Consider the following 21148-nt stretch of genomic DNA (forward strand, 5'->3'; position numbering starts at 1 on the left):
ATGTCACCGGCGCGGTCGACGGTCGCGTTTTCGTTGCGGTGTGGAGTTCAGGGACGGCATGGGCAGGCTGTCCCACTGGCCCGGTTCCAGGTCGTCCAATGTCCAGTCACCGATGCGGCAGCGGATCAGGCGCAGGGTCGGCAGGCCCACGGCGGCCGTCATTCGACGCACCTGACGGTTTTTGCCCTCGCGTATGGACAGTTCTATCCAACTGTCTGGTACAGTCTCGCGTTCGCGGATTGGCGGGGTGCGGGGCCACAGGTTGTCTGGCTCGTCGATCTGCCGCACCTTCGCCGGACGGGTCAGGCCGTCTTTCAACTCGACGCCGTTTCGCAGCGCTTTCAGGGCGGTTTCGTCCGGAATACCTTCGACCTGAACCCAATAGGTTTTTGCCATCTTGTGCTTGGGGTCCGAGATCTGCGCCTGCAACTTGCCGTGGTCGGTCAGCAGCATCAAACCTTCGCTGTCACGGTCCAGTCGACCGGCGGGATAAACCCCGGGCAGATCGATGAAATCGGACAGTGTACTGCGCGGCGTATCCGCATTGTCGCGGTCGGTGAACTGCGGCAGCACATCGTAAGGTTTGTTGAAGCGAATGAACCAGGACATGACGTGCGCATACCCCGAAGAGTACAGCCCGCGCAAGCTGTGGATAACTGTCATGTGCCTGTTACGGATTCGCATTACCCAGTTTGCGACATATTGTGGAAAATCAGGGCTTGTCAGAGTATTAACACGATATATAGTTATATTAAGGCCGGGGCGGGTGTTCCCCGCTCTGATGTCAAAAACGGGCAGAGCAGAGCGAGGAGCGATTCTGATATGGACGGAGACTTCAGGACCGAATTTGTCAGGGAGCCAGGTGCATTGAAGCATCATCCGGCATTGGTTTTGAACGCCGATTATCGCCCCCTGTCTTATTACCCGTTGTCCCTGTGGCCCTGGCAAGAGGCGATCAAGGCCGCTTGGCTGGATCGGGTCGACATCGTGGCCGAATACGACGAAGTGGTTCGCAGCCCAAGTACGCAGATCCGAATACCTTCGGTCGTTGTTTTGAAAGACTATGTAAAACCCAGAAAGCGCGTGGCCTTCACGCGCTTTAATTTATTTCTGAGAGACGAGTTCCGATGCCAGTATTGTGGCAGTCGCGGTGACCTGACCTTTGATCATGTGGTGCCACGCGCCGCTGGCGGGGTGACCAGTTGGCAGAACGTTGTGGCGGCGTGCAGCCCGTGCAACCTGCGCAAAGGGTCGAAATCACTGCGTCAGGCAGGAATGAACCTGCGTAAGCCGCCCCGCCAGCCTGACGCCGAAGCACTGCGCAATGTTGGTCGGAAATTCCCCCCCAATCACTTGCACGAAAGCTGGATCGATTTTCTGTATTGGGATGCGGAACTGGACGAATTCTAGGCCCGCTCTGACTTCCACGCCGCGAGCCAGATCAGCACCAGAACAGCCGAGGCAATGGCATTCCACCCAGCCATCGAGATGTTGAACAATTCCCACGGGATATCGTCGCAGCGAACCAAAGGCGCGGACATAATCTGATCGAACAGATCGTCATTCGACATCCCACTGATGCTGCCGGATGTGCAACTGGTCGGACCTTCCCACCACCCTTGCTCAACGCCGGCGTGATAGAACCCGATGCCCGAAGTGGCGGCGGCGGCCATTGCGCCACAGAGGGGCAGGAAACTTAGCCTTGGTAAGGCCAGCGCCAAAACGCCAATTGCGATTGCGACCCCATGCGGGTAGCGCTGCCAGATACACATTTTACACGGGGCAAGGCCGCCCAGATGCTGAAAGCCAAAAGCTGCCAGCAGAAGGGCCAGGGACCCAAGACTTGCCAGTGCGATAAGTTGTGAACGTCTCGTCATAGGTATTTCACCACCAGGAAGCCGCCAAACAACAGGATGATGAACAAGGTGAACATCAGCCCCAGGCGTTTTTCGATAAACTCACGGATCGGCTCGCCAAAGCCCCAAAGCAGGGCCGCAACAAGAAAGAACCTGAGCGCGCGTGCCAGTATCGACGTTGCGATGAATGTTCCAAGCGGCATTCCTGTCCAGCCGGACATAATGGTGATGACCTTGTACGGGAAAGGCGTCACACCGGCGGCCAGAACCGCCCAGAACCCGAAATCGTTGAAGCGGGTGTTGAATTCTTCCATCGCATGAGCCTTGCCCATGGATTCAAGAATGGGCTGCCCCAGACTTTCATAGAAAAACGCACCAATCGCGTAGCCCAGCATCCCGCCCAGAACCGAAGCCACCAGGGCAACAGATGCAATCAGCCAAGCGCGCGAGGGGCGCGCAAGGATCATCGGAATCATCAGAACGTCGGGGGGGATTGGAAAGAACGAGCTTTCGACAAAAGCCACTACGGCCAGCGCCCACAGCGCATGAGGGTGTTCCGCCAGACGAATTGTCCAGTCATAAAGCGATCGCAACATTTAGCACTCAAATCCCGTTCTCGACCCGGGAAAGCCAAACCACGCACCTGACGGCCCGTCAACCATCGCAGTGGAAACAAATGGATTATTGGATGATTTTTGCCTCTGGACCTTCCCTTTGATGGGCGCTAATCCAGTGTCCGTGGCCCAAGTGGCGGAATGGTAGACGCAGGGGATTCAAAATCCCCCGGTAGTGATACCGTGCCGGTTCGAGTCCGGCCTTGGGTACCAAAGTAAAAACAGGGAGTTAGGGGAACCTGCTTCCTGTTTTTTCTTTTCGGGCCACTTGCGTGTTCGCACACTTAATTCTTACTTTTCGATCTGGTCTGGTTCCCTTCAGTCCTCTGGTATCAACTTTTCCCTGCGAAAGGGCACCATATGCGACCCGCTGTTGAACCGACCTGAACATATTTGGGAGCAAAGATCAGGAAGACCGATCTGGCGGGTATTCCTGTGTGCCAGAGGGGAAAATTCGAAATTTGCGCTCATATATGCGGATTGATGCGAGTCAGGCTGGCGCTGGCCTTGACATTGAAAGTATCTGAATGAACCCTCAAAGGGGTTGGGAGAAACTGGAAAATTCAACAGGTTGCACCTGCTGTAAGGCGGGCCGATCATCGTTATCGGCACAGTTTTATGGGCAGATGATCGATTTGAATTCCAACTGCCAGACAAAAAATGTGGGAGTATTGAAATGAGAAACAGCAGCAAATTGAGCCTCGGCGCGTTTGTAACCGCAGCCATGTTGGCTCCGGCGGCGTATGCCGAAGAGTTCATTACAATCGGTACCGGCGGCGTGACCGGTGTTTACTATCCGACAGGTGGCGCGATCTGCCGTCTGGTAAACAAGGGCCGGAAGGAACACGGTGTCCGCTGCTCGGTCGAATCGACCGGTGGCTCGGTCTACAACATCAACACAATTCGCGAAGGCGAGCTGGAATTCGGTGTTGCCCAGTCCGACTGGCAGTATCACGCGTATAACGGCACCTCGAAATTTGAAGAGGCCGGTCCTTTCGAAAACCTGCGTGCGGTGTTCTCGGTCCACCCCGAGCCCTTTACCGTTGTGGCCCGCGCCGATGCAGGCATCACAAACTTTGAAGACCTGAAAGGCAAGCGCGTGAACATCGGGAACCCCGGTTCCGGTCAGCGCGGCACCATGGAAGTTCTTCTGGGCGAAATGGGCTGGACCACCGATGATTTCGAACTGGCGACAGAGCTGAAAGCGGCTGAACAATCGGCTGCCCTGTGCGACAACCAGATCGATGCTATGGTTTATACCGTTGGTCACCCGTCTGGTTCGATCCAGGAAGCCACCACAGCCTGTGACTCGGTTCTGGTGAATGTCAGCGGTGAAGCCGTGGACAAGCTGGTCAACGACAATTCGTTCTACCGTACTGCAACCATCCCCGGTGGCATGTACCGTGGTTCTGACGGCGACACCCAGACGTTTGGCGTAGGTGCGACTTTTGTGACTTCGGCAGATGTGTCGGACGACGCGGTATATGCGGTGGTCAGCTCGGTCTTTGAAAACTTCGAAGACTTCAAAAAACTGCACCCGGCGTTTGCCAACCTCAAGCCCAAAGAAATGATCGCAGATGGCCTGTCTGCACCGCTGCATCCGGGGGCCGAGAAGTATTACAAAGAAAAAGGCTGGATTCAGTAAACCAGACCTGAAGCAGGGCGCTTTTTAGGGCGCCCTGCACAACGCCTGTACCAAGCAGGTGAGTTAGAAGGTCAAAAATGGCCGCGACGGGGAGACATTTGATGAATTCCGACACTCAATCCAATCGTCCGCTTTCCGAAGAAGAGCTTCAGGATCTGGTCGCATCATCCGACGCGGGCGGGCGTAATCCGGTCGGGAATGTAGGTGTCTTCCTGGCGATTGTAGCCGCGATCTGGTCGATTTTTCAGGTTATCCTGGCGTCGCCGCTCGCAAACTACGTGTTGCCGGGCAGCGTAGTAAACAATGCGCGGCAATTCCATCTTGCCTTCGCTCTGTTTCTGGCATTTGCGGCATATCCAGCGCTGAAAACCAGCCCGCGTGGCTTTATCCCGATTCAGGATTGGATCATGGGCTTGGTCGGTGCGTTCGTCGCGCTGTATGGCTATTTTTTCTATGACAAGATCGTAAATGCGGGCGGTTTGGCCGACGATACGGACAAATGGGTCGCGTTGCTTGGCTTGGTGCTACTGTTCGAGGCCGCGCGACGCGCGCTTGGCCCGGCCATGGCAATTATCGCGACGATCTTTTTGGCCTATGTCTTCTTTGGCGCATCTGAATGGGTGCCGGAAGTGATCCGCTGGAAAGGTGCGAGTCTCAAAAAGGCGATGAGCCATATGTGGATCACGTCTGAAGGCGTGTTTGGCATCGCATTGGGCGTTTCCACGAAGTTTGTGTTCCTGTTCGTGCTGTTTGGCGCGTTACTCGATAAGGCCGGGGCAGGGAACTATTTCATCAAGATGGCCTTTGGTGCGCTCGGGCATCTGCGCGGTGGTCCGGCAAAGGCGGCCGTTGTTGGTTCTGCCGCAACCGGCCTGATCTCGGGCTCGTCGATTGCCAACGTTGTGACGACCGGAACATTTACCATTCCGCTGATGAAGCGTGTGGGCTTTAGCAGTGAACAGGCCGGATCGGTCGAAGTGGCCTCATCGGTCAACGGTCAGATCATGCCACCTGTGATGGGCGCGGCTGCCTTCCTGATGGTGGAATATGTGGGCATCTCATATGTCGAGGTGATCACCCACGCCTTCCTCCCTGCGGCGATTTCTTACATCGCGCTTGTCTATATCGTGCATTTGGAAGCCGTGAAGCGAAACATGCCGACTTTGGGCGACCGTGACGTGCATCTGGCGCGAACCGTTGTGGGTATGTTGGCTTTCTTCCTGGTGTTTGCAGGGCTTTGTTACGGCTCGCAATTCCCGGTCGATGCTGTAACAAGCTGGGTACCGTCTGCGGCAGGCCTGGTGCTGAGCTTGATCGTCTGCGCGGTTTATGTCGGATTGCTCTATCTGGCCGCTCAGGTGCCGGACCTTGAGCCGGACGACCCGAATGCAAAAGAGGTCACGCTTCCTGTTATCGCTGATATTTATAAGGCAGGTTTGCATTACCTGCTGCCGATCATCGTTCTGGTTTACTTCCTGATGATCGAACAGAAATCGCCGGGACTGTCGGCGTTCTGGGCGACCGCTTTGCTGTTCGTAATCCTGCTGACGCAGAAACCGCTCAAGGCTCTTTTCCGGGGGCAGAGCAATCTCAAGAACACCTTTGTCGATGGCATCGCTGACCTGTGGCAGGGGTTGATTGATGGTGCACGGAACATGATCGGTATCGCGCTGGCAACTGCCACTGCGGGCGTGATCGTCGGCACAGTGACTTTGACGGGTGTTGGGCAAGTAATGGCTGACCTGGTCGAGTTCCTTTCAGGCGGCAATCTTATCCTTATGCTGGTTATGGTTGGGCTGCTAAGTCTGATTCTGGGCATGGGTCTGCCGACCACGGCGAATTATATCGTTGTCAGCTCGTTGATGGCCGGGGTCGTCGTTGAACTGGGCGCGCAAAGCGGGCTGATTGTACCGTTGATCGCTGTGCACCTGTTTGTGTTTTACTTCGGGATTATGGCCGATGTTACACCGCCTGTTGGGCTTGCAAGCTTCGCGGCGGCTGCTGTGTCGGGCGGTGATGCGATCAAAACCGGTTTCACGGCGTTCTTCTACAGCCTGCGCACCGTGGCACTGCCTTTTGTGTTCATCTTCAACACTGATCTTCTTTTGATCGACGTTACATGGCTTGAAGGGATCACGGTGGCCGTTTTCGCGACCATAGCGATTCTGGTCTTCACGGCGGGTACGATGGGGTATTTCCTGACCCGCAGCCGTATCTATGAAAGTGTCGCGCTCGTTTTGGTGGCATTTGCCCTATTCCGACCGGACTTTTTCATGGATCGCATCTCGCCTCCGTTCAAATCGGTTGAACCTGCTGCATTTGAAGAGACCATTGGTCAGACACGGCCGGGAACAGATGTCCGCCTGGTCGTCGCGGGCCCCGATTTCGATACGCTCGAGATGGTGGATACAACCGTTGTTGTCACTGTGGGCGACGAAGAAGGAGGGGCCGCGCGAGTCGAGGCGATGGGCTTGCTTCTGGTCCCCGAGGACGGGTTGGTCAAGCTTGACGAGCCGCTGTTCGGCACGCCGGTGGCCGACGATCTGGGCATCTTCGACTACTATGGCGATGAACCCGTACGCCTGGCCTCGGTCAGCTTACCGTCCGACCAGCTGCCCAAGCAGTTGGTGTATATCCCAGCGATGATCCTTTTGGGTCTCATCGCGTTCCTGCAACGCGGCCGTGCCGCCAGACAAGGGGTGCCCGCATGACACGTTCTGTTCTGTGTGCCATTGATATCAGCAATGGCGAGATTGATGCTCCGGTCCTGCAAAAAGCCGCCGCTTTGGCGGATCTGGAAGGGGCACAGTTGGATGTTGTGACTGTGTTGCCCGATTTCGGGGAAAGCTGGGTGTCCGGGTTCTTTGAATCCGATTTTCACGACAAGGCTTTGGCCGAGGCGCAGGCCAAACTGACGGCGCTGTGTATTTCGGCATTGGGGGCCGAGCGCAATGAAAGCATCCGCCATGTCGTTGCGACAGGCACAGCCTATCAGGAGATTCTGAAAACCGCCGAAAGCGCCGGTTCCGATCTGATAGTGATCGGCGCGCATAAGCCGGATTTTAAGGACTACCTGCTTGGTCCGAATGCCGCGCGAGTGGTGCGGCATTCCAACGTCTCGGTGTATGTCGTTCGCTGACTGATTTTCCAGCACGCAAAAGATCGCGTCGCTGGTCGTGAACAAATATCGGGTTGGTTCAGTAGCCTGTCATCTCAAGATAGCCAACGCCTTCATGGCTGCCGGTTACGGTGACAGGACCTTCCCAGTATTCGAAACTGGTACCCATCCACGCATCAGGTGTCAGGGCTGAGACCTGAATATCTATGCCCCGGTCCACAAGGTCGACTTGCCAGTGTGTCGGGATGTCACGCCCGGCAACCTCGTTGGTACTCAGCGGCAAAAGGCTGATTGAGCCGTTGGGGATGGCCTCAGTACTGCCGTCTGAATTGATCCAGGTGGCCGAAGTGAAGTCGCTTCGGTCCCCGCGCAGGCGAAAAGCCATCAGCTTATCGCCGCCCTCAAAGCTGAGCGAGAACCAATCCCAACCCCTCTGATCTGCCGCCAAGGGTTGTGAGGACCATTCCCGATCCAGCCAGCCCTGACCGGTTACACGGACTTCGCTATCCGGCAAATGCAGCACGCCTTCGACTGTATAGAAGGGCTGCGAGTAGTAGTAACTTGCCTGCCCATCAGAAGATTTGACCGAATAGCCCGCGTCGCCGTGAAGAACCAATGGCCCTTGCGCAGTCAGCGAAAGGTCATAGCCGAAGTCATCACCATTGGCCGACAGCGACAGGCCGTCCAAATCCGATCCGGCCATGCGCCATTCATCAATCCAGGCCTCAAACGGTTGGACTGTCACACCGGCCTGCCCAATCCCCCCGCGTGATAATCGCTCGGTAAAAAAATGAGCCTTGGGGGTCGTAACAGCAGCATGACCCATCCAAAGTTGCGGGCTTTGCCATCCGTAGCTGTCATAGGGCTTCAGGGCTGACCGGAACAGGGTCCATTGAATGCCATAGTCCAGGCCGTCGTCCCCTTGGAGATTGGCCGTCAGATACCACCATTCGATGCGGTACGCCGGGTGGGGGCCATGGTCCCTTGGGATATCAAACTCATACCCGGCTACTGGCACGTCAAAGCCTTCGGCCGACCCGCCGAGACCTGCGTAGCCCTGCGCCCAAAGCGGTATCGGGTAGAGCCACATAAGAAGGAACAGGAGGGTCCTAACGTTCATTGGCGAACACTCTCAGCAGATCGGCGGGTGGCAGGCGCAGCATCCGTAGCGCGGGCAAGGCGGCGGCAAGCAGGGCAGCAAGAAGGGTCAGTAGAAACAGCCACAGCCAATCCCAGGGGAAAACGAACATCGGCAGGCGCCAACCAAAAGCCTGAACGTTGATCACCGTCAGCAGAACCCATGCCAGAACAAGCCCAAGTGGCAACGCCAGACAGGCGGTCAATGCCGCCAGCAATAAGCTGCGCAACAGTTCCAGCCCTGCAAGTTGCGCCCTGTTCAGCCCCAGCGCCCAGACCGGTGCGATCTGTGGCAGGCGCTGGGTCCACAGGGTCAGCAGACTGGTGAGAATGGCAAATCCCGCCACGCCGAGGGTCAGCACATTCAAGGCCGAGGTCACGACAAAAGTCTTCTCAAATATCGACAGCGACTGCGCCTTCATTGCAGCTTGCTGTACGACAGCCTGACGTGGAAGGTTGAACCGTTCCCTCAAGGTTTGCGCCATTTCGGTTGCGTTTTCGGGGTTTAGACGAATGCCAAAACGGCGGGCCTCCGTACCCGGAGCGATCTGGTTCAGTTGGTCCATCGAGACGATGGCTTGCCCGGTAGGATTCCCATAATCCGAATAGACCCCGGCGATGGTCAGGATGTGGTCCGGCGATAAGGCCAAAGCACCGCCGGGCCAGAGATCGGCACGCCGGGCCAGTTGCTCGTTGATCAGAACCGCACGTCCGGCCATGACGTCATCCCATGCATTCGGGCTTGAGGTGATCACTGGCCAGTTCTGCCGATAGACCGGATCGTCCACGACACCGTAAAGAAACAGAGGCCCCGTTTCGTGCGACATTTCCATATTTCGGATTGGCAGAATAGCTTCGACCTGAGGGCGCAGCCAGTCGGTAATCTCCTGCCCCTGATCGTCGTCGCTGGCTGTCAGGTAGAGTTCTGACGTCAGGCGCTGGTCAAGCCACCCGACGAATGTCAGCCGGAAGCTGGACACCATCGTGCCTACGCCGACATTCGCTGCCAAAGCCAGCAACAGGGCCATCAGGGCAAGTGACAATCCGGGCAGTTGTGCCCGCATATCCGCCCAGACCCATTGGGCAATAGGCCCCCGCGCTGTGCTGGCGCAGAATGAAAGCATTACTGACAAAAGCGCAGGCAGCATCAGCGCTGCACCGGTCAGCAAGCCAGCCAACAGGGCAAACCCGGCGATCAGCCCCCCGAAACTGACATAGGCCAAACCGCCACCCAGGATCATCACCAATCCGAATGCCGCTGCAAGATGGCGCGCACGGGGGTCGCCCCGCCACGCTTGAACGCCCGGACTTGTCAGAAGGGGCATACGCGACAGGCGCCACAATGCGTGGCCGCTGGCCAGCAATGTGCCAAAGACTGCCATGGCGATCCCAGCCAAAACCCATTCCGGTTGCAGCGTCAGTTGCCCTGTTACTGGTGCGCCGTAAAGGCCACGCAACGTGGCCGCGACATCGGGCAGAAGTGCTCCGGCCAGAAAGAAGCCCAAAAGCAACCCGACGAGCCCACCGATCAAGGCCAGAAATGTCAGCTCGGCAAGGATCAGCCAGACCAGTAATCGCATCGAGATACCCAGTGCCCGCAGCGTGCGGATAATGCCCCTGCGTTGGGCAAATGCCAGCCCGACTGTGCCGTTCACGATAAAAAGGCCGACCGCGAAGGACAGCAATCCAAAGGCTGACAGGTTCAGGTGGAAACTGTCGGTCAGTCGAGCAGTGTCGATCTTTTGTGAGGGGCTGATGCGTTCCAGCTCTGGCGCGATCGCGGTCAGGGGCTGAATCCCGCGGGGTTGATCAGGCAGGATAATGAGCCGCGAGATTGCACCGGGCTGATTCAGAAGACGTTCGGCAACGCCGATATCCGTCAGGATCACATCTGGCGGTAGTGCAGAGGTACTGAGAACCGGGGGCAGAGTATCGTGACCGCGCAACAAGTGCTCCAACTCTGTCGAAACCAGCAGGCGGCCCGGAGCAGTCAATATGTCCGCCGGGTCGGGCGGCGCACCGCTTTGCTGGGCCTCGGCAATTGCGGGCAGCGCGGGATAGGCCACCATATCCACGCCCATCAAACGCAACGTACGTCCAGCGACCCGATAAGGGCCTTCCAGTACGGCGGCCACCTGCCATCCCGCGCGACGCAGATCGACATAGCGGGACATGGGGATGAAACCGGCTGGATCTCGCAACTCGTCAAACTGCCCAAGTGCCAGCTGGGCGTTGGCGCGGGAATAGCTGGCGCGGGCCTCGGCGTTGATGGCCTGAACAGCGGACCACAGACCAGTTGCCAAGGCGATACCGATTAGCAGTGTTGCCAGTTGCAACCGGTGCATCCGCCAATGGGACAGCAGGGCCTGGACGACGGCCAATGTCATTGGATGCACCCGCCGCTCAGCCGTAGGTGCGTGTCCAGACGGGCCGCGATTTGCGGGGAATGCGTCACCAGCAGCAAAGCTGCGCCAGTATCAGACACAAGTGACAGCATCAGGTCCAGCACTTTGGCGCTGGCGGTTTCGTCAAGATTGCCCGTCGGCTCGTCCGCCAGCAACAGTTTCGGGCGCGCTGCCATGGCGCGTCCGATGGCCACCCGCTGCTGCTGTCCGCCCGACAAGCTTTCGGGGTAGCGGTCCAGCAGATCCAAAAGCCCAAGCCGTTCGGCCAGTTGCCCGGACCATTGGGCATCTTCGGTACCTGCAAGGCGGGCATGAAAGGACAGGTTTTGCCTCACGGTCAGCGATGGGATGAGGTTGAACTGCTGGAACACCAGCGAAACCTTACTGCGCCGCAACCCGGCCCGCCCGGCATCGTCCAACGGGGACAGTGGCGTGCCATCCAGCGTGATCTCGCCCCCGTCGAAATCGTCCAGGGCGGCTGCCAGGTTCAACAAGGTGCTTTTTCCGCTGCCGCTTTCACCGGTCAGTGCAAGCGTTTGTCCCTGATCCAGTGTCAGAGACACATCGCGCAGAACGGGCCGCCCGCCGGGATAAGTCTTTTGAACTCGGTCGATGATCAACAGCATGAAGCGCCCTTTTTGCACAGGATGTGCGTCGGACTTCCCAACTGTCCAGTGCAGACCTTACTCCGGTTCCTTTCGCCGCAGGCTACTTCATCTGGCGGCGGGGTTGTGCCTTGTGGTTCTAAAGGTCATTGTGCCCGGGCAATCCATGGTCGAAATTCAGGGTGAGAATACATGACGTTGCTGCATCAGATCGTTTGGGGCAGTACCTTTCTGGGTATTTGCATCCTGATCGAGATTCTCTTTCTGACCTGGTGCACGATATTCATTATCAAGATGGACAAAAAATGGGTCACACGCGGGGTGTTTGTGGCAACGGCGGGGCCGATTTCTGTTGCCCTGGGGTTCATTATCGCGACGCATACCATTCAGGTCTGGATCTGGGCTATCGTCTGGGTATTGCTGAATGTGCTGCCGGACTGGAACTCGGCCATCTATTTCTCTTTGGTGACGTTTACGACGCTCGGATACGGCGACATCGTTTTGGGTGAAGGGCTGCGCATCTTCGGCTCGTTTGCCTCGGTCACCGGGCTGTTGGCGTTTGGATTGTCGACCGCGTATCTGGTCGCACTGATGACACGCGTTTTTCAGGAGAAGTTCTTTTCCTAAAGGATCGGTGCAAACAACCGCGCCAGCGGCGCACCAAAGCGGATGTGGGCCGGTTGTTGACGCAACCTGCGGGTCAGTTCGTAGCTAGATTCGAAATCTTCTTGTAGCATCTGGTCGACGGCCTGCGCAGCCCGGGCATCAAAGAACAGCGCCATTGCTTCGAAATTCAGACGGAAGGATCGGTTGTCGAGGTTTGTTGTTCCAACAGCGGCCAGCGTATCGTCGACAACGAACGCCTTTTGATGCATGAACCCGCCGGTATAGCGGAACACGCGTACGCCGCAGTCGCGGATTTCATCGAAATAGGCAAACGCGGCCAGCCAGGGCAGGCGATGGTCGATCATGTCAGGAACAAGGATGCGCACATCCACACCGCGCATCGCGGCATGTTGCAGGGCTGTCATGACATCGATGTCGGGTACGAAGTAAGGCGACGCAATCCACAACCGTTCTTTTGCCTCGGCGATTGCCGCAAAGAACATCATGGCGCCAGTTTCGGTTTCGTCTCCGGGCCCGGTCGCAACCAGCAGGGCATTCATGTTCTGTTCGGATTCACTGCCCGCCCAGTCAAGTTCATCAATCAGGTCTTCGTTATGTGCCCAATGCCAGTCTTCGGTGAAGATAAGCTGCAATTGCCGGACGACATGACCGGACATCATTATGTGAGTGTCGCGCCAGTGGCCGAAATGCGGATGTTTGCCCAGATATTCCTCACCCACATTGTGACCACCGATAAAGCCTGTCTCGCCATCGATAATGACGGTTTTGCGGTGGTTTCGGTAATTCAGCTGAAACCGGAAATTCGGGCCGCGTTGCTGACGCGGGTCGGCGACATCAATCCCGGCTTCACGCATGGTATCCAGATACGCGCGCGGCAAACCATAACTGCCAACTGCATCGGTCATGAAACGGACGTGAACCCCACGCTTCGTCGCCTCGATCAGCTTGGATTGCAGTTTGCGGCCCAGTGCGTCGTCTCTGATGATGTAGAACTGAATGAGGATATAGTTCTTCGCCTTGTCGATGGCGTCGAAAATGGCGTCGAATGTGGCGTGCCCGTCAACCAGCAGCCGGGCACCGTTTCCGCTGGACACAGGAAGATGCGCCAGAAACTCGAACGGGCGCGGATTGATCGACATAGACGAGGGATCGGGCCTTGAGTAATCGGCAAAGGTTTTGATCCCTTCAACAACCCGCTCACTTTTCTGGCGCGCGATGCGATATCCGTGAAAGCGATGGTGTCCCAGAAAAAGATACAACGGCACCGCCAGGAAAGGTGCTGATACCAGAAAGACCACCCACCCAACTGCACCTTGCGGTGTTCGCGCGGTTTGTGCTGCTCGGATCGAAAACACAAATGCAGCCACGTACAACGTGAATACAAAGATAGATACCAGCGCTGTCCACATGGGGTCTTACATCTTTCGGGCCGTTCAGTTTGCCCCAGTGTAGATGCGTGACCAGTCTTGCGCCATATCGACAATGATCCATCCCTTGTCAGGACCCTGATCCAGCCCGTCTGCCAGCTTTCCTATCGGGCTTTCGCGGTCATAGGCCCATTCGCGTTCGGCGTCCGTGTGGTGGATCAGAATTCCCAAACGCGGGCCATCACCCGACGTTGTCCAATCCAGCATAGCGAAATCTCCGTCCGAGTTGCCTGCGGCCAGAATCGGGCGTCTGCCAATCGTACGTTCGATGTTGATCGGCTTGCCTTCCTTGTCGTCAATGAAGGCTAACCCCGGTGCCTTGATGATCGTCGGGTTGCCGTCGATCACCTTATAGGTGCTGTCTGCATAGCTCCCCAATATCTGTTCCGGCGGGATACCATAGGCATCCTCGGCGAAGGCGCGCATGAAATGAATGCCGCCGCCGGATACGATGTAGGTCTTGAAACCCTCATCACGCAAGTAACGCAGCAACTCGACCATCGGCTGATAGGTCATCTGGTCATAGGGCAGGCCGGTGCCAGGGTGGCGTTCGGTTTCCAGCCACTGCGCAACACCTGCCTGAAAGTCATCGACGCTGGTGCCAGAATGCGATGCGTTGACAACTTCGATCAGCGCCTCATGCCCGCCTTCAAGAACGGCCGCTAGTTCACCCTTTGCTGCAGCTTCCAAAGCAGGCGTTGTCAGGATCGACGGGTCCCGCTCGGCCAGATCGGCCAGTCGGTCCATGGCAAAAACAAACTGGAAATACACGGGCTGTTCGGCCCAAAGCGTTCCGTCATTGTCGAATACGGCGATCCGGTCATCGGGCGTCACGTAGTGAGCTGAGGCAGGGTCGGTCACTTCGTCAACAAACGAAACGATTTTCGCTTTGGATTCTAGATTGTTCCAAGAGGGCAAGGGGTCGGCGATGGCGACCGTCGCTTCTAGCACACTGTACAATATCAAAAACAGACGCACGGGTTATTCCTCAATTTTCAACCGCCAATGAGAAGTGCCGGGGCCCCGGTATCGGGACTCCGGCTTTGAGGTGTCTTGGATCAAACAGCCAGCATCACGGTGCGCCCGGAGGTGACGTCAACTTCTCCATCACCTTGTCGAGGCTGAAGCTCGCCGCTTCTTGTCGGGGTGGGTATTCCTTGAAGGTTTCAAGGAACTGCGCGACATAGGCCTGTGCAGGCACCAGCATGTAGGCACGGTCGAGCATCCAGTCATAGTAGGTGTTCGACGTGCGATAGCCACGCTCGTAAGGGTCACGTCGCAAGTTGGCGATCAATGGCACACGCAGAGGGGTCAGAGGCTCCATCCAGGCGCGCAATGTTGCCCATGCCTTCTGTTCAAGGAAGGTGATCTTCCAATCACCGAAGCGCAGCGCGGCAAGGTCACCATCGTCGGTGAAATAGAAGATTTCCCTGCGCGGGCTCTCGTCTGTTTCGCCGGTCAGCATCGGCAGGATGTTGTAGCCATCCAGATGCACGCGGTAGTCACGCCCGCCGCCAACTTCGGCCACGGTGACGCCTTCCAGAAGATCTTCTTTCACGGTTTCGTTGCCAGCCGCCGCCAAGAATGTTGGCAACCAATCCATATGGTGCACGATCTCGTTCGACACAGCGCCTTCGGCAATCTTGCCGGGCCACCGAACCATGGCGGGTACGCGCCATGCGCCTTCCCATTGGGTGTTTTTCTCACCCCAGAACGGTGTCATCGCGGCATCTGGCCACGTATTCATGTGCGGACCATTGTCGGTCGAATAAAACACGATGGTTTTATCGGCGATGCCCAGCTCGTCCAGCGCAGTAAGGAAGTCACCGATATGCATGTCGTGTTCGATCATGCCAGCCGTATACTCATCCACCTGCTTGCCCACGATTTCATTGGCTTTTGCCCATTTCTCTTCGGAAACATGCGTGCGGAAATGCATCCGGGTGCCTGACCACCAGACGAACCACGGTGTGCCGCTTTCCTCTTGTTTGCGGATGAATTCAATCGCCGCCGCTGCGGTTTCATCGTCGACCGTTTCCATGCGCTTCTTGGTCAGCGGGCCGGTATCCTCGATTTCACCACCTGCTGTCGACTTGATCACGCCACGTGGTCCGAAAGCTTGTCGGAAGGTTCTGCCATCGGGCAGATTAGCATCATTGGGATAGTCGATGTTTTCCGGCTCCTCCTCGGCGTTGAGATGGTAGAGATTGCCAAAAAACTCGTCAAAACCGTGGTTTGTTGGAAGATGTTCATCCCGGTCACCCAGGTGGTTTTTTCCGAACTGACCTGTGGCATAGCCTTCTGCTTTCAGAAGGCCCGCAATGGTCGGGTCTTCGATCTGCATGCCTTCCTCAGCGCCGGGCAGGCCAACTTTGGACAGGCCCGTACGGAAAACGGATTGCCCCATGATGAAAGATGATCGCCCGGCCGTGCACGACTGTTCACCGTAGTAATCCGTGAACATCATGCCTTCTTCGGCAATACGGTCGATATTGGGTGTCTGATACCCCATCAGACCCCGCGTGTAGGCCGAGATGTTGGACTGGCCGACATCGTCGCCCCAGATCACAAGGATATTCGGTTTCTGGTGCTGCGCCCAGGCGGGTATGGCCAGTGTCAGTGTGGCGGTTACCACGGCAAGTCGGCACAAGTTACTGCGCCAGGTGCCGGATAGCGAACATGGAGGTAACATGGTTTGCTCCTGATCTGATAGGATCTTAGTGACCCTTGGAAAATTAAATCTCCGGCGTTCAAACGCATGAACAACACGGCAGCAATGTGTTGATTCCCATGTCGAAAATATCAGATTCTGGGAATCGAACGTTTTCAGCATAGGTCAGTTCTTGCGTCGGAAACTCATCATATGATTATATCTCAAAGTACAAATGTGAGACAAAATGAATAATCTGAAGCTATTACGAAACACCGGATGGTTCAGTGACCGCTCGTCAGAGTTTCAAGCCGATTTGGCAGCTCTTGGCATACTGAAATCGGTTGAGGCGGGTGAGACACTGTACCACTACGGTGATTCGGCAAATGGAATCTACGCGATTCTCAGCGGTGGTGTGCAGATAACGGCCCCCGCGGATGACGGTCAGGAGTTCGTTTTGCACCGCGATGGCGCTGGGTTCTGGATTGGCGATCTTGCATTGTTTGCAGGTGCACTGCGTCTGGTCAGTGTTGTCACGACGCAAGCCACTCAAGCCTTGTTTTTCCCTAACCTGAGCATCTCGCGGTTGATTCAGAACAATCCTGACTACATCCGGGATTTCTATGCGTTAACGCATGAGAATATGCGGACCGCTTTGCGCATCATGGCAAATCTGGCCGTGACGGGAACGGAAAAGCGGCTGGTCCTGAGGTTGCTTCATTTGGACGAAGGGACCACGAAAACCGAGGGCTGGATTGATGTTTCCCAAGACGATCTGGCGGCGATGATTGCTGTATCGCAACCGACATTGCACAGGAACCTTCACCGGCTTGTGGATTTGGGGTTAATCGAACTGGGGTATGGCCGGGTTCGACTGCTGGATCGGGGCGCATTGATAGCCAGTTGTCAGACCTGAGGTTTCGGGTCGCGACACCGGTATATGGTTCAAAATACGCGGACAGGCTGGCCGCAGTGTACGGCGCCCGACGAGCTTAAATCAACGCTGCTTCGTGGTTCAGTTTTTCGCACGCGCCTGACCGTCCTCTTCGCCCAATTGGCCGTCCAGAGACATCATGATTGCGACCGGGCGTAAAGCAGGGATGTGGCTGAACACGATCAGGATGCAGACCGTCAGTGGCACGCTCAGGAAAGCGCCGATCAGGCCCCAGACAGTTGTCCAAAAGGTCAATGCCAGAATAACTAGGAATGTCGACATGTTCAGCGAACGTCCCAGCATGGCCGGATCAAGGAAGTTACCGATCAGGAATTGTAGGGTGCCGCACCCAAATAAGATAATCAGAAACGGAACGATCGTATCAAACTGAACAAGCGCGATCATGGCTGGGAAAAACACCGCTATGATCGACCCGATCGAGGGTATGAAGTTCAGAGCAAAGGTCAAAACGGCCCAGGTTTCCGCATATTCCAAACCAAGAACCCTGAATACAAAATAACTAATGCCCGCTGTGATCAGGCTGATCAGCGTCTTTACCCCTACATATCGTTGCAGGCTGATCGATATGGCATCAAGCATGGTCGCAAAATCTGCGCCGGTTTGGGGGTCGCCAGCCGCAAGTTGAATTTTCTTGCGAAAGGCCAGACGCTCGGCCATCAGGAACGCGACATAGAGGCTGATCAGAAAGAACTGGTTTAGCAGGGACGTAGCGCTGCCCAGCAACAGGCGTGCGACATAGGTCATGTCGATGCTGACCAGATTGTCGCGGATGAAAGTGGTGACATCGTTGCCGACAAGACCGGTTATGCGCTCAACCGCCCCGTCGAACTGGTTTTCGTAGGTGCTGACGGACCGAGCAAACTGCGTTGCCTGACTGCCCAGCACGTACATGATCATGAACAATCCCACCAGAACCACGGTCACTCCGGCGATATTGGCCAACCAGACCGGAGCACGGGTCAGCGCGGTAACGCGGTCGCTCAGCGCAATGATCAGAACGTTGACCAGCAGCGCCATGGCAAGTGGGATCAGGAAGTTCGCCCCGGCATAAAGCCCCAACACTATCAGCGTCGCGATAATGCAGGTGTCGCGGACAACAGACAGTTTTAGCCTGGGGCGAGCCGTGAAATCTTCCTGATCCGGGATCATTCAGTATCCTGTTTATCTGTTCTTACGCAGGCTGGTGATCGCCCCGCTTTATCCAATCCTGCACCTGCAATCCGTTTTTAGCAATGCAGTCAGCCGTTTGCAGATCGGCATTTGTCACTTTGATACCGATGACGGGTTTTGTGTTTTATTTCTGCAGGTTAGGGTTGCAGGATGACAAAGCCCACGATTCCCCCGTTTGGCCGCCCGCTTCAGGCACTGTGGCTGGCACTTCGCCGGTTCGTCAGGAAAAACGGACCTGTCATGAGCAGCCACGTCGCCATGTCGTTGATGATGGCCCTGTTTCCCTTTGTGTTGTTCACCGTGGCGCTGGCCGGGGCATTGTCGCAGGACTATGTCACTGATGAGTTGATTGATCTGCTGTTCGGGGCATGGCCCAAGGATGTTGCGGACCCTATCGTGGCCGAATTGCGTGCCGTTCTGGCCGGGGCAGGGTCGGGTGTGATTACGCTGGGTGGCTTACTTGCGATCTACTTTGCCTCCAACGGGGTTGCCGCAGTACGCGCTGCGATGAATCAGGCCTATCACGATCAGGACAGTTGGCCTTTTTGGAAGACCCGGCTGTTGTGTCTGGTTCTGGTTATCCTTGGCGGTTCGGCAATCCTTGTTATTGCAACGGTCGAGGTGGTCTTGCCGGTCTACACGAAACTGGTGGCAGAGCATACCGAAGCTCCGGTAGCGGACTGGCTGTCCGTAGATCGCCTGCGGTGGACGTTTACCGTGGCCGTTCCGGCAGGCACCGTCCTGCTGGCTCATCTAATTCTGCCAACCCGCAGGCACAGCCTGACCCAGATCCTGCCCGGCGTCGTACTGACATTGGTTTTGTGGGCAGCTGGCGGATGGGCTTTTTCAGTCTATATCAGCCAGTTCGCCACCTACAGTGCCACATATGCGGGTTTGGCCGGGGCAATGGCTGCGCTGATCTTCCTGTATCTGTGTTCTGCGATGCTGATCCTTGGCGCTGAATACAACGGCGCATTGATCGACCTTCGGAACGCCGCTGAAGGAGATATGGCATGAGATTTGCCATTCTGGCGGCTTGCTTAACCCTCGCAAGTGAAGGGCAGGCGCAGTCACTGGAATATGTTGGATCGGATCAATGTTCGGACTGCCATCAACGCGAGGCCGAGGCATGGGCTTCGTCTCATCATGCCTTGGCCTGGACGGAAGTTGGCGACGGCCATCTGGTCGCCGATTTCGATGGAACCCGGTTCGTGCAGAACGGGATGACGGTTGAGTTTACTAAACAGGCAGACAGGTTCACAGCTCGTGTAACGGAAAAAGACGGTGCGACGACGGCATATGATGTGCATTCGGTCGTTGGGATCGCACCCCTGCAACAATATCTGTTTGAAACCGAACCGGGGCGGTTGCAAAGTTTTGATGTGGTTTGGGATACTCAGCAGAAGCGCTGGTACCACTTATACCCCGATCAGGATCTGCCACCAGAAGACGGGCTGCACTGGACGGGCCCTTACAAGAACTGGAACGCGCGCTGCGCCGAGTGTCACGCCACAGGGTTTGAAAAGAACTACGACGCGCAATCCAGAACATACTCTTCCCGACAGGCCGAGATTAGTGTTGGCTGCGAAGCCTGCCATGGACCGGGGTCGGCACATATCGATTGGACCAAGGGGCAGGGCGTTGCCGGGGGTCTGAGTAATACAGGCTTTTCGATGAGCTGGGGCAAGGGCCAGACCGAGGCCGGGATCCAGCAATGCGCCGGATGTCATTCGCGGCGCGAGGCGCACGGCAACGGAAATCCTTTGCCGGGAACCCCGTATCATGATGCCTATAACCTGGCTGTGTTGCGGCCCGGTTCGTATCATCCGGACGGGCAGATACTTGATGAGGTCTACGTTTACGGCTCGTTCCTGCAATCCAAAATGTATGCCCGAGGGGTCGGGTGCATGAACTGCCACGAGCCACACAGCGCGCAGTTGAAGGCCGAAGGCAACGGTATTTGCACGCAATGTCATTCCACGGCCGCAAACCCTGAATTCCCGACGCTAGCGAAACAGGAATACGATACCCCCAGTCACCATCATCACGTTATGGATAGCGCGGGTGCCCAGTGCAAAAGCTGCCACATGACCGAACGCACTTATATGGGAGTGGACGGTCGCCGGGATCACAGCTTTCGCGTGCCGCGACCGGATTTGGGATTAGGGGCTGATGCCTGCACTGATTGCCACCAGAATAAGGATCAGGTCTGGGCTGCCAGCCGGATCAAAGGGTGGTTTCCTGACACAGCCAATCGGGGCGCACATTTTGGTACGGTATTCAAAGCTGCTGCCGATGGTCAGTTGAAAACGCCAGAGGGTTTGATTGCTGTCGCAATGAATCCCTCGCAACCCGCTATCGTGCGCGCAACAGCGGCGTATCTGCTGCAACCCTTCGGCTCGCCCGAAGTTGCCGCGCACACAGCGCGACTGTTGCAGGAAGACGATCCGCTGATACGCGCAAATGCAGCAGCCTTGCAGCGTCAGGCGAGCCCAACGGATCGTGTGCAAAGGTTAGAGCCCCTTTTGTCTGATCCTTTTCGCAACGTTCGCATTGCCGCCGCCAAGGAGTATCTGAGTATCCCTCCTCAAGCCCTGACACCTCAACAACAGGATCTGGCCGGGCAGGGGATGGCCGAGTGGCAAGCGGCGATCTCGAACAGGCTGGATGCCCCGGAAACGCATCTGGTTCTGGGGGGGATGGCCTTGACGCTGCGCAACGCCCCGGCTGCCGAACGGGCCTTTCGCGAGGTTGTAGCGCTGGACCCTCAACGTGCCGAAGCGTGGCCCATGGTGGTACAGCTGGCACAGATCAATCGCGGCCCGGAAGCCGCACGTATAGCCCTGCGCGAAGCCTTGGGTAGGTTGCCCGATGACCCGGCCTTGCTGCAATTGTTGCAACAACTGGGCCCCTGATCCGGCACAGGCTTGCCCGATTTG

General features: G+C 56.7%; 18 protein-coding genes and 1 tRNA gene. 9 read left to right on the forward strand and 10 right to left on the reverse strand.

The features are described from left to right. Positions 1–3: 3 nt before the first annotated feature. Positions 4–609 (reverse strand): rRNA large subunit pseudouridine synthase E, encoded by a 606-nt coding sequence (locus tag AC2FPW_RS02505; RefSeq protein ID WP_480557910.1) that lies wholly within the window; start codon positions 607–609, stop codon positions 4–6. A 213-nt stretch (positions 610–822) separates the two neighbouring features. Here AC2FPW_RS02505 and AC2FPW_RS02510 point away from each other — a divergent pair, with 213 nt between their 5' ends. Then, entirely contained in the window at positions 823–1410 is a 588-nt protein-coding gene (locus tag AC2FPW_RS02510) for an HNH endonuclease (RefSeq protein ID WP_480485548.1), read from the forward strand. Here AC2FPW_RS02510 and AC2FPW_RS02515 read toward each other — a convergent pair. Next, the gene (locus AC2FPW_RS02515) at positions 1407–1877 is read right to left on the reverse strand and encodes a disulfide bond formation protein B (RefSeq protein WP_496812461.1); all 471 of its coding nucleotides are present in this window, start codon (positions 1875–1877) and stop codon (positions 1407–1409) included. The genes AC2FPW_RS02510 and AC2FPW_RS02515 overlap by 4 nt on opposite strands. Continuing rightward, a complete protein-coding gene (locus tag AC2FPW_RS02520; RefSeq protein ID WP_480485552.1) occupies positions 1874–2452 on the reverse strand; it encodes a YqaA family protein in 579 nt (192 codons plus the stop codon). The genes AC2FPW_RS02515 and AC2FPW_RS02520 overlap by 4 nt, the downstream gene beginning before the upstream one ends. 145 nt (positions 2453–2597) lie before the next feature. Between AC2FPW_RS02520 and AC2FPW_RS02525 the strand changes: the two genes are divergently transcribed. From AC2FPW_RS02525 to AC2FPW_RS02540, 4 genes are all read left to right on the forward strand, one after another. Next, positions 2598–2683, forward strand: a tRNA-Leu gene (locus AC2FPW_RS02525). 463 nt (positions 2684–3146) lie between these two features. Beyond that, on the forward strand, positions 3147–4115 hold the full coding sequence (locus tag AC2FPW_RS02530; RefSeq protein ID WP_496812462.1) for a TAXI family TRAP transporter solute-binding subunit: 969 nt from the start codon (positions 3147–3149) through the stop codon (positions 4113–4115). A gap of 101 nt (positions 4116–4216) precedes the next feature. Further along, positions 4217–6826, forward strand: coding sequence for a TRAP transporter permease (locus AC2FPW_RS02535; RefSeq protein ID WP_496812463.1), 2610 nt, complete (start codon positions 4217–4219; stop codon positions 6824–6826). Next, positions 6823–7254, forward strand: a complete 432-nt coding sequence (locus tag AC2FPW_RS02540; RefSeq protein ID WP_267364463.1) for a universal stress protein — start codon at positions 6823–6825, stop codon at positions 7252–7254. Before AC2FPW_RS02535 ends, AC2FPW_RS02540 begins: the two co-directional genes overlap by 4 nt. Positions 7255–7312: 58 nt before the next feature. Here the strand turns inward: AC2FPW_RS02540 and AC2FPW_RS02545 are convergent, their stop codons facing one another. From AC2FPW_RS02545 to AC2FPW_RS02555, 3 genes are read right to left on the reverse strand one after another with little or no spacing between them, the layout of a single operon-like run. Beyond that, complete coding sequence (locus AC2FPW_RS02545; RefSeq protein ID WP_496812464.1) at positions 7313–8353, reverse strand: lipocalin-like domain-containing protein; 1041 nt, start codon at positions 8351–8353, stop codon at positions 7313–7315. Beyond that, positions 8343–10757 carry an FtsX-like permease family protein gene (locus AC2FPW_RS02550; protein ID WP_496812465.1) on the reverse strand — a complete coding sequence of 805 codons (2415 nt, stop codon included), beginning with the start codon at positions 10755–10757 and terminating at the stop codon, positions 8343–8345. Before AC2FPW_RS02550 ends, AC2FPW_RS02545 begins: the two co-directional genes overlap by 11 nt. Then, on the reverse strand, positions 10754–11401 hold the full coding sequence (locus AC2FPW_RS02555; protein WP_496751670.1) for an ABC transporter ATP-binding protein: 648 nt from the start codon (positions 11399–11401) through the stop codon (positions 10754–10756). Before AC2FPW_RS02555 ends, AC2FPW_RS02550 begins: the two co-directional genes overlap by 4 nt. Positions 11402–11572: 171 nt before the next feature. On the opposite strand from AC2FPW_RS02555, the gene AC2FPW_RS02560 reads away from it, so the two are divergent. Continuing rightward, positions 11573–12007, forward strand: coding sequence for an ion channel (locus AC2FPW_RS02560; RefSeq protein WP_267366422.1), 435 nt, complete (start codon positions 11573–11575; stop codon positions 12005–12007). On the opposite strand, the gene cls is transcribed toward AC2FPW_RS02560, so the two are convergent. From cls to AC2FPW_RS02575, 3 genes are all read right to left on the reverse strand, one after another. After that, positions 12004–13416 carry a cardiolipin synthase gene (cls, locus tag AC2FPW_RS02565; protein WP_496812466.1) on the reverse strand — a complete coding sequence of 471 codons (1413 nt, stop codon included), beginning with the start codon at positions 13414–13416 and terminating at the stop codon, positions 12004–12006. The genes AC2FPW_RS02560 and cls overlap by 4 nt on opposite strands. 24 nt (positions 13417–13440) lie before the next feature. Further along, positions 13441–14412, reverse strand: coding sequence for an HAD family hydrolase (locus AC2FPW_RS02570; RefSeq protein WP_496812467.1), 972 nt, complete (start codon positions 14410–14412; stop codon positions 13441–13443). Between the two features lie 94 nt (positions 14413–14506). Next, positions 14507–16126 (reverse strand): arylsulfatase, encoded by a 1620-nt coding sequence (locus AC2FPW_RS02575; RefSeq protein WP_496812468.1) that lies wholly within the window; start codon positions 16124–16126, stop codon positions 14507–14509. A 205-nt stretch (positions 16127–16331) separates the two neighbouring features. On the opposite strand from AC2FPW_RS02575, the gene AC2FPW_RS02580 reads away from it, so the two are divergent. Next, positions 16332–17000, forward strand: a complete 669-nt coding sequence (locus tag AC2FPW_RS02580; protein WP_496812469.1) for a Crp/Fnr family transcriptional regulator — start codon at positions 16332–16334, stop codon at positions 16998–17000. 99 nt (positions 17001–17099) lie between these two features. Here the strand turns inward: AC2FPW_RS02580 and AC2FPW_RS02585 are convergent, their stop codons facing one another. Beyond that, positions 17100–18188 (reverse strand): AI-2E family transporter, encoded by a 1089-nt coding sequence (locus AC2FPW_RS02585; RefSeq protein WP_480505094.1) that lies wholly within the window; start codon positions 18186–18188, stop codon positions 17100–17102. Positions 18189–18359: 171 nt separating this feature from the next. Here AC2FPW_RS02585 and AC2FPW_RS02590 point away from each other — a divergent pair, with 171 nt between their 5' ends. Beyond that, positions 18360–19226 carry a YihY/virulence factor BrkB family protein gene (locus AC2FPW_RS02590; RefSeq protein WP_496812470.1) on the forward strand — a complete coding sequence of 289 codons (867 nt, stop codon included), beginning with the start codon at positions 18360–18362 and terminating at the stop codon, positions 19224–19226. Further along, positions 19223–21124, forward strand: coding sequence for a multiheme c-type cytochrome (locus AC2FPW_RS02595; protein WP_496812471.1), 1902 nt, complete (start codon positions 19223–19225; stop codon positions 21122–21124). Before AC2FPW_RS02590 ends, AC2FPW_RS02595 begins: the two co-directional genes overlap by 4 nt. The last annotated feature ends 24 nt before the right edge of the window (positions 21125–21148 follow it).

Source organism: Ruegeria sp. SATB027, from assembly GCF_059613825.1.

Excerpts from the sequence above, each read along its gene's own strand:
- AC2FPW_RS02505 (WP_480557910.1), bottom strand. The coding sequence starts at position 609 with ATGTCCTGGTTCATTCGCTTCAACAAACCTTACGATGTGCTGCCGCAG.
- AC2FPW_RS02510 (WP_480485548.1), top strand. The coding sequence starts at position 823 with ATGGACGGAGACTTCAGGACCGAATTTGTCAGGGAGCCAGGTGCATTG.
- AC2FPW_RS02515 (WP_496812461.1), bottom strand. The coding sequence starts at position 1,877 with ATGACGAGACGTTCACAACTTATCGCACTGGCAAGTCTTGGGTCCCTG.
- AC2FPW_RS02520 (WP_480485552.1), bottom strand. The coding sequence starts at position 2,452 with ATGTTGCGATCGCTTTATGACTGGACAATTCGTCTGGCGGAACACCCT.
- AC2FPW_RS02530 (WP_496812462.1), top strand. The coding sequence starts at position 3,147 with ATGAGAAACAGCAGCAAATTGAGCCTCGGCGCGTTTGTAACCGCAGCC.
- AC2FPW_RS02535 (WP_496812463.1), top strand. The coding sequence starts at position 4,217 with ATGAATTCCGACACTCAATCCAATCGTCCGCTTTCCGAAGAAGAGCTT.
- AC2FPW_RS02540 (WP_267364463.1), top strand. The coding sequence starts at position 6,823 with ATGACACGTTCTGTTCTGTGTGCCATTGATATCAGCAATGGCGAGATT.
- AC2FPW_RS02545 (WP_496812464.1), bottom strand. The coding sequence starts at position 8,353 with ATGAACGTTAGGACCCTCCTGTTCCTTCTTATGTGGCTCTACCCGATA.
- AC2FPW_RS02550 (WP_496812465.1), bottom strand. The coding sequence starts at position 10,757 with ATGACATTGGCCGTCGTCCAGGCCCTGCTGTCCCATTGGCGGATGCAC.
- AC2FPW_RS02555 (WP_496751670.1), bottom strand. The coding sequence starts at position 11,401 with ATGCTGTTGATCATCGACCGAGTTCAAAAGACTTATCCCGGCGGGCGG.
- AC2FPW_RS02560 (WP_267366422.1), top strand. The coding sequence starts at position 11,573 with ATGACGTTGCTGCATCAGATCGTTTGGGGCAGTACCTTTCTGGGTATT.
- cls (WP_496812466.1), bottom strand. The coding sequence starts at position 13,416 with ATGTGGACAGCGCTGGTATCTATCTTTGTATTCACGTTGTACGTGGCT.
- AC2FPW_RS02575 (WP_496812468.1), bottom strand. The coding sequence starts at position 16,126 with ATGTTACCTCCATGTTCGCTATCCGGCACCTGGCGCAGTAACTTGTGC.
- AC2FPW_RS02580 (WP_496812469.1), top strand. The coding sequence starts at position 16,332 with ATGAATAATCTGAAGCTATTACGAAACACCGGATGGTTCAGTGACCGC.
- AC2FPW_RS02585 (WP_480505094.1), bottom strand. The coding sequence starts at position 18,188 with ATGATCCCGGATCAGGAAGATTTCACGGCTCGCCCCAGGCTAAAACTG.
- AC2FPW_RS02590 (WP_496812470.1), top strand. The coding sequence starts at position 18,360 with ATGACAAAGCCCACGATTCCCCCGTTTGGCCGCCCGCTTCAGGCACTG.
- AC2FPW_RS02595 (WP_496812471.1), top strand. The coding sequence starts at position 19,223 with ATGAGATTTGCCATTCTGGCGGCTTGCTTAACCCTCGCAAGTGAAGGG.